This is a genomic window from Shewanella inventionis, from assembly GCF_019931735.1.
GTDB lineage: Bacteria > Pseudomonadota > Gammaproteobacteria > Enterobacterales > Shewanellaceae > Shewanella > Shewanella inventionis.
The window spans coordinates 2,127,339-2,138,718 of sequence record NZ_CP082926.1; the positions used below are offsets into that span (position 1 = coordinate 2,127,339).

Annotated in this window: 10 protein-coding genes; 8 read left to right on the forward strand and 2 right to left on the reverse strand. The window is 42.8% G+C overall.

Going from position 1 to position 11,380, the window contains the following annotated elements:
* Window positions 1-59 precede the first annotated feature (59 nt).
* The gene (gene glnD, locus K8B83_RS09595) at window positions 60-2,633 is read right to left on the reverse strand and encodes a bifunctional uridylyltransferase/uridylyl-removing protein GlnD (protein ID WP_188739565.1); all 2,574 of its coding nucleotides are present in this window, start codon (window positions 2,631-2,633) and stop codon (window positions 60-62) included.
* Window positions 2,634-2,651: 18 nt separating this feature from the next.
* Entirely contained in the window at window positions 2,652-3,449 is a 798-nt protein-coding gene (map, locus tag K8B83_RS09600) for a type I methionyl aminopeptidase (RefSeq protein WP_188739564.1), read from the reverse strand.
* Window positions 3,450-3,821: 372 nt separating this feature from the next.
* On the opposite strand from map, the gene rpsB reads away from it, so the two are divergent.
* From rpsB to rseP, 8 genes are all read left to right on the forward strand, one after another.
* The gene (gene rpsB / locus K8B83_RS09605; protein WP_188739563.1) at window positions 3,822-4,550 is read left to right on the forward strand and encodes a 30S ribosomal protein S2; all 729 of its coding nucleotides are present in this window, start codon (window positions 3,822-3,824) and stop codon (window positions 4,548-4,550) included.
* Between the two features lie 117 nt (window positions 4,551-4,667).
* Window positions 4,668-5,519 carry a translation elongation factor Ts gene (gene tsf / locus K8B83_RS09610; RefSeq protein ID WP_188739562.1) on the forward strand — a complete coding sequence of 284 codons (852 nt, stop codon included), beginning with the start codon at window positions 4,668-4,670 and terminating at the stop codon, window positions 5,517-5,519.
* 68 nt (window positions 5,520-5,587) lie between these two features.
* A complete protein-coding gene (gene pyrH / locus K8B83_RS09615) occupies window positions 5,588-6,325 on the forward strand; it encodes a UMP kinase (RefSeq protein ID WP_188739561.1) in 738 nt (245 codons plus the stop codon).
* Window positions 6,326-6,459: 134 nt separating this feature from the next.
* Window positions 6,460-7,002: a ribosome recycling factor gene (gene frr, locus K8B83_RS09620; RefSeq protein ID WP_283104423.1), complete on the forward strand. Its 543-nt coding sequence runs from the start codon at window positions 6,460-6,462 to the stop codon at window positions 7,000-7,002.
* A gap of 81 nt (window positions 7,003-7,083) precedes the next feature.
* The gene (uppS, locus tag K8B83_RS09625; protein WP_188739559.1) at window positions 7,084-7,908 is read left to right on the forward strand and encodes a polyprenyl diphosphate synthase; all 825 of its coding nucleotides are present in this window, start codon (window positions 7,084-7,086) and stop codon (window positions 7,906-7,908) included.
* A gap of 21 nt (window positions 7,909-7,929) precedes the next feature.
* Window positions 7,930-8,787: a phosphatidate cytidylyltransferase gene (locus tag K8B83_RS09630; RefSeq protein ID WP_223419779.1), complete on the forward strand. Its 858-nt coding sequence runs from the start codon at window positions 7,930-7,932 to the stop codon at window positions 8,785-8,787.
* Between the two features lie 5 nt (window positions 8,788-8,792).
* Window positions 8,793-9,983: a 1-deoxy-D-xylulose-5-phosphate reductoisomerase gene (gene ispC / locus K8B83_RS09635; protein ID WP_223419781.1), complete on the forward strand. Its 1,191-nt coding sequence runs from the start codon at window positions 8,793-8,795 to the stop codon at window positions 9,981-9,983.
* Window positions 9,984-9,995: 12 nt separating this feature from the next.
* Window positions 9,996-11,366: a sigma E protease regulator RseP gene (gene rseP / locus K8B83_RS09640; RefSeq protein ID WP_223420040.1), complete on the forward strand. Its 1,371-nt coding sequence runs from the start codon at window positions 9,996-9,998 to the stop codon at window positions 11,364-11,366.
* Window positions 11,367-11,380 lie beyond the last annotated feature (14 nt).

Below are 11,380 nucleotides of genomic sequence, written 5' to 3' on the forward strand. Positions count from 1 at the left end.
GTGTTCTCCCAGTAGGTAATGATTAGCTCAAAATTAGCATAAACATTGAGGTTAAAAAATTAGTTAGCGGATTTAAGTGCCAAAATAAGGGCATCTGATAATTGTTGTTGCTGTTGTTCGTCTAACGCAGCGCCGCTTTGAGTCTGCAATATAAAGAAATCCTCAGCACGCTCGCCAATAGTGGTAATTTTAGCGGCTAACAAGGTCACATTGCAGCGGTAAAATGTGTCACCGACTTTGGCCAATAAGCCTGGCGTATCTAGGGTGATTAATTCCATCATACTTGTACCATGGCGGGCACTGGGTAAGAAACTCACATGAGTGGCAACATTAAAAGGTTTCATGATCCGTGCGAGCTTTCTAAATTTTGGCAATTTAGGATTTTCACTGGCAAGGGCTTTTTCAAGCGCTTTTCGGATACTTTGAATACGTGATAACTGAATGATAGGTTCGCCATCTTGCTCTAGGATCACAAAGGTATCGAGAGCGAAGTTATCTTTTGACGTCATAATGTTTGCATCATGGACGTTGATGTTTTTATTGTCTAATACGGTCATTACCGTAGCAAACAGTTTGGGTTTATCTTTGCTGTAAATAAATAATTCTGTGCCGCCGCGAGTGGTGTGTTTAGACATCAACACGATTGGCTCGTCGTTATTGTGTTTTAAAATGGCTTCGGCATGCCAGGCGACTTGATTTGGCTGATGCCGCAAAAAATAATCATTTTTAAAACGCGACCACAATGCGTCCATGTCTTTTTCTTTTAAGCCACGACGGATCAACTCTTTTTTGGCCTTAGCTTGAATTTCGTTTACCCGGGCTTTAACGTCGACGGGTTTTTCTTTACCACGGGCCAATACACGCTGTGTCGAAAAATATAAATCGCGCAGTAGTGACGCTTTCCAGTTATTCCAGGTTTTTTCATTAGTGGCACAGATGTCGGCAACAGTAAGGCAATACAGATAGCTTAAATGAATGGTGTCATGGACTTTGTCGGCAAATTCTGCAACCACTTCAGGATCTGAAATATCACGTCTTTGTGCAGTAACAGACATCACAAGATGATTTTCAACTAACCAGGCCACTAAACGGCCATCATGGTCATTCATTCCATGTAATTTACAAAAATCGATGGCGTCTTTTGACCCAAGCTTACTGTGATCACCTCCTCGACCTTTTGCAATATCATGAAATATTGCCCCAAGCACTAATAAGCCTTTTTTAGGTAACTGGTTGATTAATATTGCCCCGAGAGGGAATTCATCTTTTTGTTCAGCTTGTGAAAAACGCTCAATATTAAGCAGTAATCTGTGAGTGTGCTCATCGACGGTATAAGCATGGAATAGGTCAAACTGCATTTGGCCTTCAATTTTACGCCAGGCGGGTAAATACGACGATAAAATACCGTGCTTATGCATAAACGATAACGCTTCAATGCCTCGTGGATGTTTTAATATTTCCATCAGCACTTTGCGGCAAGCCGGGTTGTCTTGCAAGGGGGCGGTTAAACCACGGCGCGCATTACGCAGTAAGCGTAAGGTTGGGGCGTAAATATCTTGGATATTTGAGTTTTTCGCGATCATTAAAAATAAGCGTAAAATCTCTTCATTTGCGCGAGTAAATAATTCATCGTCAAGGACTTCAATATAGCGACCACGGCGCTGAAATTGGTTGTTGATAGGCTGAATTTCTAATGCTTGAGTGTGCCCTAGCGTGGCGCGTTTAAATAATTGCAGAAGCATTTGATTAAGTTCCATCACGCGGCGCACCGTGCGATAGTAGCGTTTCATCATTTGCTCAACAGCGAGCTGTGTTGCGTCTTCATAACCAAGTAAGCTGGCAATTTGGCGCTGTAAATCAAACAGCAATCTGTTTTCATTGCGATTGGCCGTGATGTGCAGCGCAAAGCGGATTTCCCACAAAAAGTTTTGACACTCAAGAAGTTCTTCAAGCTCTGCTGGCGCCAGAAAGTCGTGCTCAACCAATTCTTCTAGCGTCGCTGCATCAAAGTGGCGCATCGCAACCCAGGCTATGGTTTGAATATCACGCAATCCGCCAGGGCAGGTTTTTATATTAGGTTCTAAGTCGAAAGCACTGGCTTTACTGTGACGATTGCTTTGTTCATCTTTTTTTGCATTATAAAAATCATACGATGGCCAAAAGTCGTGCTGGCGGATGTTGTCGTATAGTAAGTCAAATAAGTGCTCATTACCGGTTAATAGCCTTGCCTCAATTAAATTAGTGGCTATGGTAATGTCTAATTTACCTTGTTCAATGGTTTGCGCCACAGTGCGAACGCTGTGGCCAATTTCAAGGCCGGTATCCCACAGATAGGTAATAAACTGACTTAGTTGGCTTTCTAGTTCTGCCGAGAGCGGTTCGTCGCTGATTAAAAATAATAAATCAATGTCTGAATGGGGATGCAGTTCACCGCGGCCATAACCGCCTACCGCAACCAAGGCAAGTGCATCGGAGAGTAATGCAAAATCTTGCCATGCTTGGGTCAATAAGGAATCAACAAACTGACTGCGATGTTTAACAATATCAGCAATAGGATGCTTTGCTGTGTATTGCTCAACTAAGCGCTGGTTTAAATCGATTAATGCATTTTTGGCGGCCAGCGCTGTATTCATTGAAAACCTTTTTGTTTATTAGTGATTAATGATTCGAGGGAAGTCTTCTTCATCGCGTAAAGTTAATACTTCTACACCCGTTTCGGTAACCAGTAGTGTATGTTCCCACTGTGCAGAATTTTTACCATCAGATGTGGTGACTGTCCAATTGTCGTTTTTATCTAGCACGGTTGTGTGACGGCCAGCATTGATCATTGGCTCGATGGTAAAGCACATGCCTGGTTTAAGCACGGTTTTATCATTGTTTTTATAATGAACAACTTGTGGCTCTTCATGAAAACCCGCCCCAATACCGTGACCACAATAATCTTGCACGATGGAGTACTTATCAAGCCCTGTTTTGCTCGCTTTAATGAATTTTTCTATGGTTGTGCCTATTTCGCCTAATTTTAAACCAGGACGCACTTTTCTAATCGCCAAATATAAGCTTTCTTGGGCAATTCGGCTTAAGCGTTTGTCTTTTGCTGACACGTCACCTATTAAAAACATTTTAGACGTATCACCATGGTATCCGTCTTTGATAACCGTAATGTCAATGTTGATCATGTCACCTTCTTTTAAAACGTAATCAGAAGGAATACCGTGACACACCACTTCATTGACTGAGGTGCAAATTGACTTTGGAAATCCGTGGTAGTTAAGTGGAGCTGAAATGGCACCTTGCTCTTGTGTGTATTTAGCGCAAATGTCGTTTAATTCGTTTGTGGTGACACCCGCTTTAACAAACGGCGCTACCATTTCTAATACCTGCGCTGCTAACTTGCCCGCTGCACGCATTTTTACTATTTCGTCTGCACTTTTAATCACAATACTCATGAAAACTCTCTATCATTTAACGGTCAAAGTTGGCGGGTTTCAACCAAGTCTGTTGTGGCAAAAATTTGTATTTAGTTGCCGATTATGGTATAAAGCGCGCCGTTATGTATAAGATTGTTGTTGTACGGTTCGGGTTAATTCAATGTTGTTTGATGTTATTTGATGCTTATTTGTAGGCATTTTAAACAAATCATCACAAAGAGTTCGGCAAACCGTAAAATATGGCGGTCATTATACATGGCAATTAACTTAAATACTAAATCACACACGTGTCGACACATTTTTCGGGGTGCTTTCTAAATCATACTGTGATTAGAGAGTCGAAAACATGGGATACGTGGAGGTCTAACCCCTTACATTAAGGTATATACAATGACTACTGTTTCAATGCGCGACATGCTACAAGCTGGTGTTCACTTTGGTCACCAAACTCGTTACTGGAACCCAAAGATGAAGCCTTTCATCTTCGGCGCTCGTAATGGTGTACACATCATCAACCTTGAGCACACTGTACCAATGTTCAACGAAGCTTTAGCTTTCATTAGCAACGTTGCTTCTAAGAAAGGTAAAGTATTATTCGTAGGTACTAAGCGCGCTGCTGGCGAAGCTATCAAAGAAGCTGCAATTTCTTGTGACCAGTATTATGTTGATCACCGCTGGTTAGGCGGTATGTTAACAAACTGGAAAACTGTTCGTCAGTCAATCAAGCGTCTTAAAGAGCTAGAAAGCCAGTCTGTAGACGGTACTTTCGACAAGCTTACTAAGAAAGAAGCGCTAATGCGTTCACGCGAATTAGACAAGTTAGAAAAGTCTTTAGGCGGAATTAAAAACATGGGCGGTTTACCAGACGTATTATTCGTTATCGGTGCTGACCATGAGCATATCGCTATTAAAGAAGCAAACAACCTAGGTATCCCAGTTGTTGCAGTTGTTGATACTAACTCTGCGCCAGACGGTGTTAACTATATCGTTCCTGGTAACGACGACGCGATGCGTGCTATTCGTTTGTACACTACTTCTGTAGCTGCTGCTGCCAACTCTGGCCGTGGTCAAGATTTAGCTGTTCAAGCTGAGCAAGACGGTTTCGTAGAAGCTGTTTAATAAGGAGTGGTGCTTAGCATCTCCCTTATTTGCCAATAAGATAATTGGTGAACAGGGGCCTTTGGGCCCCTGTTTTATAAATGCAAAATTAGACGAATTAAATTAGAGGATTTAACAATGGCAATTACTGCTGCCCAAGTTAAAGAACTTCGTGACCGCACTGGCGCTGGCATGATGGACTGTAAGAATGCACTGACTGAAACTAACGGTGACATCGAATTAGCAATCGATAACATGCGTAAGAGCGGCGCTGCAAAAGCGGCTAAAAAAGCGGGTAACATCGCTGCTGACGGTACTATCCTTATCAAAAATGGTGAAGGTTTTGCTGCACTTTTAGAAGTGAACTGTCAAACTGACTTCGTTGCTAAAGATTCAAACTTCCTAGGTTTCGCTAACGCAGTGCTAGACGTAGCTGCTGCTTCTAAAGTAACTATCGAAGACTTAAAAGCACAGTTTGAAGAAACTCGCGTTGCATTAGTGGCAAAAATTGGTGAAAACATCAATATCCGCCGCGTTGAGTATATCGACGGTGCTAACCTTGCTTCTTACCGTCACGGTGAGCGTATTGGTGTTGTTGTTGCAGGTGAAGCTGACGAAGAAACGTTAAAGCACATCGCAATGCACGTTGCTGCTTCTAAGCCTGAATTCGTAAATCCTGAAGATGTACCAGCTGAACTTGTTGAAAGAGAGCAAGCTCTACAGGTAGAAATCGCCATGAACGAAGGTAAGCCACAAGAAATCGCTGAGAAGATGGTTGTTGGTCGTATGAAGAAGTTTACTGGTGAGATCTCTCTTACTGGTCAAGCTTACATCATGGAACCAAAGAAAACTGTTGGCGAAGTGCTTAAAGAGAAAAAAGCTTCTGTGTCTAACTTTATTCGTTTAGAAGTTGGCGAAGGTATCGAGAAGAAATCTGAAGATTTTGCTGCAGAAGTCGCTGCACAAATCGCTGCAACTAAAAAAGCGTAATCGCTTTTCTTTCAGTACCCTAAGACCGCAGCAATCGCTGCGGTCTTGTTATAATTAGGACGAAAATTATGAGCACCAACCCAAAACCAGCATTTAGACGTATTCTGCTTAAATTAAGCGGTGAAGCATTAATGGGTGACGAAGGCTTCGGCATCGACCCCAAAGTACTTGATCGTATGGCTCAAGAAGTAAAAGAGCTTGTTGAACTCGGCATTCAAGTTGGAGTGGTGATTGGTGGTGGTAATCTGTTTCGTGGTGAAGGCCTTGCACAAGCAGGCATGAACCGTGTGGTGGGCGATCACATGGGGATGCTGGCAACCGTAATGAATGGCTTGGCTATGCGTGATGCCTTGCACCGTGCATATGTTAATGCTCGCCTTATGTCTGCCATACCGCTTAAAGGTGTGTGTGATGACTATAATTGGGCTGAAGCGATTAGCTTATTAAAGTCTGGCCGTGTCGTGATTTTTGCAGCTGGCACAGGTAACCCATTTTGTACAACTGATTCTGCGGCCTGTTTGCGCGGTATCGAAATTGAAGCTGAAGTGGTTCTCAAAGGAACAAAAGTAGACGGTGTGTATTCTGCAGATCCAATGAAAGACCCTGAAGCCGTTAAATATGATACGTTGACCTATGCTGAAGTCCTTGAATCAGAATTAAAAGTAATGGATTTAGCAGCATTTACTATGGCGCGTGATCATAATATGCCTATTTTAGTGTTCAATATGAACAAACCCGGCGCACTTCGCCGTGTGATTATGGGTGAAGATGAAGGCACTGTTATTAGTAGTAAACAGCCTGCCTAATCACAGAAATAAAAAATAGTGATACCAAATAAATTAACTGTTTGAGCTGTTTCATAGCTTGTGTCATTCTTAGACTAAAGCTCAAGCACACATGAATTTGAGACAAAAAGGAAATTATTGTGATTGATACAATTATGTTAGATGCGCAAGAGCGCATGGGTAAGTGCGTTGATGCAACTAAAAATCAAATGGCTAAGGTTCGTACTGGTCGTGCACACCCAAGTTTATTAGATTCTATTCAGGTGTCTTATTACGGTTCTATGGCACCACTTAAGCAAGTTGCCAACGTCGGTGTTGAAGACTCTCGTACATTAACCGTTACTGTGTTTGATCGCACTATGGTTCAAGCTGTTGAAAAAGCCATTATGAGCTCAGATTTAGGTTTAAACCCTATGTCTGCCGGTGCAACGCTACGTATCCCGCTACCTGCGTTAACGGAAGAACGTCGTAAAGACTTCATTAAAGTGGTTAAAAACGAAGCAGAAAACGGCCGTGTTGCTATCCGTAACGTTCGTCGTGATGCAATCAGTGAAGTTAAAAAGCTTGAAAAAGCAAAAGAATGTACTGAAGATGATGTTCGCCGTAGTGAAGAAGAAGTGCAAAAACACACCGATTCGTACATCAAAAATATCGATACCCTTTTAGCGGCTAAAGAAAAAGAGTTGATGGAAGTATAATCTGTCAATATAGACGCTAGAGTTAACACGCCGTGTAAGGGTATACTACACGGCGTTTGTTTTTATAAAGGATTGCCGTAGATGTCGTCTACAGTTGAGTTTGAATCAGACCCTAATAACGAGTCGGAGCAAGTCGCTTCACAATTGTTGCCGGGACAATTATCTGATGTGGTTAAACAATCTCTACCTAAGCATGTTGCAATTATCATGGATGGTAATGGTCGCTGGGCGCAATTACAGGGCAAAGCTCGTGTGTTTGGCCATAAAGCCGGGGTTAAAGCGGTGCGTCGTGCTGTTAGCACTGCAAGCCAGTTAGGGATTGAATCGTTAACCTTGTTCGCGTTTTCGAGTGAGAATTGGCGCAGACCAGATAAAGAAGTCAGTTTATTGATGGAACTGTTTTTTACTGTGTTACAGCGTGAGCTTAAATTGCTCGACAAAAACCAGGTAAAACTGAATATTATCGGCGATACCAGTCGATTTTCTGCCCGTTTACAGCAGCAGATTGCAACAGCTCAAGAGAAAACCGCAGCCAATACCGGATTGATATTGAATGTTGCGGCTAACTACGGTGGGCGTTGGGATATTTTACAAGCGGCACAAAAATTAGCCGAAAAGGTCGCAACTGGCGAAATCAACAGCAGTCAGATGACAGAAGATGCACTAAATGCACATTTATGCATGCATAATCAGAGCGAAGTTGATTTAATGATCCGTACTGGTGGGGATTACCGCATCAGTAATTTTGTTTTATGGCAGGCCGCTTATGCCGAGTTGGTGTTTACTGACACCCTGTGGCCTGACTTTGATGAGCAAGCATTTCGCGATGCCCTTGCTATTTTTGCCGGTAGGCAGCGCCGTTTTGGTTTGACTGGAAGTCAAATAGAACAAATACGCGCAATATAAGAATATTAAGAGGATTAGTTTTTGCTAAAACAACGAATAATAACAGCATTGTGGTTAATCCCAATTGTACTCGGGGCGATTTTTTTACTACCAGCTCACTTTTTTGCATGGATACTCGTGCCGGTTTTTTTAGTTGCTGCAAAAGAGTGGGGCAGTTTTATTGATCCAGAATGTAATGTGACTCAGTGGTCTTTTACTGCAACCTTAGGTGTTTTGTTAGTTGCGCTTAACTTAGCAGTACCTGTAGATGTGTTATGGTTTAAAGGTCAGTTGCACCCCATGTACCTTGCTATAATTAGTATTGGTGTGTTTTGGTGGTTGGTGAGTAGTGTATTGGTGATGAGCTTCCCTAATAGCGCTAAATACTGGAAAACCAGTCCAATGTTAAAGTCCATGTTTGGGCAATTGACATTAGTCCCTTGCTTTGCCTCGCTTATTGCACTTAAGTCACTCAGTTATAATGTTGAACCCTATTACGGTGGCGCGTTAGTGTTTTTGGTTATGTTGGTGGTGTGGGCAACAGATACAGGCGCTTACTTTGCTGGCCGTACACTTGGCAAACATAAATTAATGCCTAGCGTTAGCCCTGCTAAAACCTTAGAAGGCTTAGCTGGTGGGTTGTTAACGACAATGGTGGTAGTCGCTGGAGTGATGTATATTGCACCAGAACAAGAATTAGGTTTACTTGTCGTTGTGACGTTAGTGACTGCACTTGCCTCTGCATTTGGTGATTTATCTGAAAGTATGTTTAAACGCGCTGCAAACATAAAAGATTCGGGTACCATTTTGCCAGGCCACGGCGGCATTTTAGATCGTATTGATAGCTTAACCGCTGCATTTCCTGTGTTTACCTTTATTTATATTGCCATGGGGATGTGATTCCTATGCAAAATATAGTGATATTAGGGGCAACTGGCTCTATAGGGGCAAGTACCCTTAGCGTAATAGCAAACAACCCTAGCCAATTTACCGTTTTTGGGTTAGTGGCTCATGCCAGCGTTGATAAAATGCTTGCCTTGTGTATTGAGCATCAACCGCAATATGCACATATGGTTGATGATCACGCGGCTATGCAGCTTAAAGCTCTACTTCCCGTTGATTGTGTTACTGAGGTTACGTCGGGTGCACAGGCGCTTAATGCGCTTGTTACAGATAGCCGAACCGATACTGTTATGGCGGCCATTGTTGGTGCAGCTGGGTTAGTGCCCACGTTTGATGCCGTAAAAGCAGGTAAGCGCGTGTTACTTGCAAATAAAGAAGCTCTAGTTATGTCTGGTGAGTTGTTTATGGCTACGGCAAAGGCTTCTGGTGCGACTGTATTACCGGTAGACAGCGAGCATAATGCGATTTTTCAATGTTTACCCGTGCAAGTTCAGGGGCAACTTGGCTACTGCGACCTTGGCCAACATGGCATTTCACATATCTTATTGACCGGTTCAGGCGGTCCGTTTTTACAAACCGATTTAACCACCTTAAGTGGCATGACACCAGCCCAGGCTTGTAAACATCCTAATTGGTCAATGGGGCCCAAAATCTCTGTTGATTCTGCCACAATGATGAATAAAGGCTTAGAGTTCATAGAAGCTCGTTGGTTGTTTAATACCCAAAAAAATCAGCTTAAAGTGGTTATTCACCCTCAGAGTGTCATTCATTCTATGGTGCAATATCGTGATGGCTCTGTTATCGCACAGATGGGAAACCCGGATATGCGCACGCCAATTGCTCATTGTATGAGCTATCCGCAAAGAATTGACGCTGGTGTTGAACCTTTAGACTTTTTCAAAGTCGGACAATTAAGCTTTTGTGAACCTGATTTTAATCGTTTTCCGTGTTTGCGTTTAGCAATGCAAGCTTGTGAACAAGGTCAGGAGGCCACGACAGTTTTAAATGCAGCCAATGAAATCGCTGTCGATGCTTTTTTAAAAGGTCAGATCCGTTTTACCGATATTGCTGGTGTTAACCATCATTGTTTGGCGTCGGTACAACAAACACGTTTAGCCAGTATTGACGATATTTTACAGCTTGATAACCAGGCGCGAAATACGGCAAAGTCGTTTATCAACGCGCTTAATTAATTCAGGGGAATGATGATAGATTTTTTGTGGAGCCTAGGTTCATTTATCGTAGCATTGGGCATTTTAATTACAGCTCATGAATACGGCCATTTTTGGGTTGCCCGCCGCTGTGGCGTAAAGGTTGAGCGTTTCTCTATCGGTTTTGGTAAAGCCATTTGGCGCAAAATGGGCCAAGACGGCACCGAGTATGTGGTGGCAATGATCCCATTAGGTGGTTACGTTAAAATGCTTGATGAGCGAGTTGAAGACGTGCCAGCTGAATTAGTTGACCAGGCTTTTAATCGCAAAACCGTTTGGCAGCGTATCGCCATTGTTTCAGCAGGTCCAATAGCTAATTTTATTTTTGCCATTATGGCGCTGTATGTCATGTACATGATAGGTACGCCATCATTGAAACCCGTCATTGATAGTACCCAATCAAATAGCCCAGCAGGTATTATCAATGTGGTTGAGCCACAACAAATTTTAGCGGTTTCGGGTCAAAAAGTACGGACATGGGAAGAAGTTAATCTGGCGTTAGTAGGGCACATTGGTGACAGCAGTCTTAGTTTAACCCTGGCACCATTACCGACATTATCTGGTATGGACATGCCAACTAAAACGGTAACTCTAGACACCAGCGATTGGAAATTCGACCCAGAAAAAACCTCACCTATTACGTCATTGGGGTTAGGTATTTATCGCCCTGGTATTGATCCAACCATCGCCTTAGTCTCGCCAGATAGTGCGGCAGAACAGGCTGGTATTGTCGTTGGTGATACATTGACAGCAATTAACGGCGAACCTTTCAATGATTGGAAAGCCTTTGTTGATGTGGTACAAGCGTCAGCAAATAAAACGTTAACCATGACATTAATCAGAGATAACCAGATGATTAATGTGGATGTAACACCCAAAGCCCAACAAAACGCAGATGGACAAACCATTGGAATTGTTGGCATAAGCCCTACACAAGCGCCTTGGCCTGACAATATGCGCTTTGAGCTTGAGTATGGCATAGTAGATTCTTTCATCGCTGCAACAGATAAAACCTGGCAGCTGGTTGTTGTCAGTTTTAAGATGATTGGAAAATTATTTACCGGCGATGTGTCGGTGAAAAACTTAAGTGGTCCTATATCAATTGCACAAGGTGCTGGCGCCAGTGCAAGTTACGGTTTAGTGTACTTTCTTGGGTTTATCGCGCTCATCAGCGTTAATTTAGGCATTATTAATTTAATGCCTTTACCCGTGCTTGATGGTGGACACTTGCTGTATTACTTTGTAGAAGTGATTACTGGTAAGCCTGTACCCGAAACGGTGCAGGAAATAGGTTTCAGGTTTGGCGCAGCTCTGCTGCTAATGTTGATGGGTGTCGCCCTATTCAACGATTTTGCCCGACTCTGAGCAAGGACAGACTA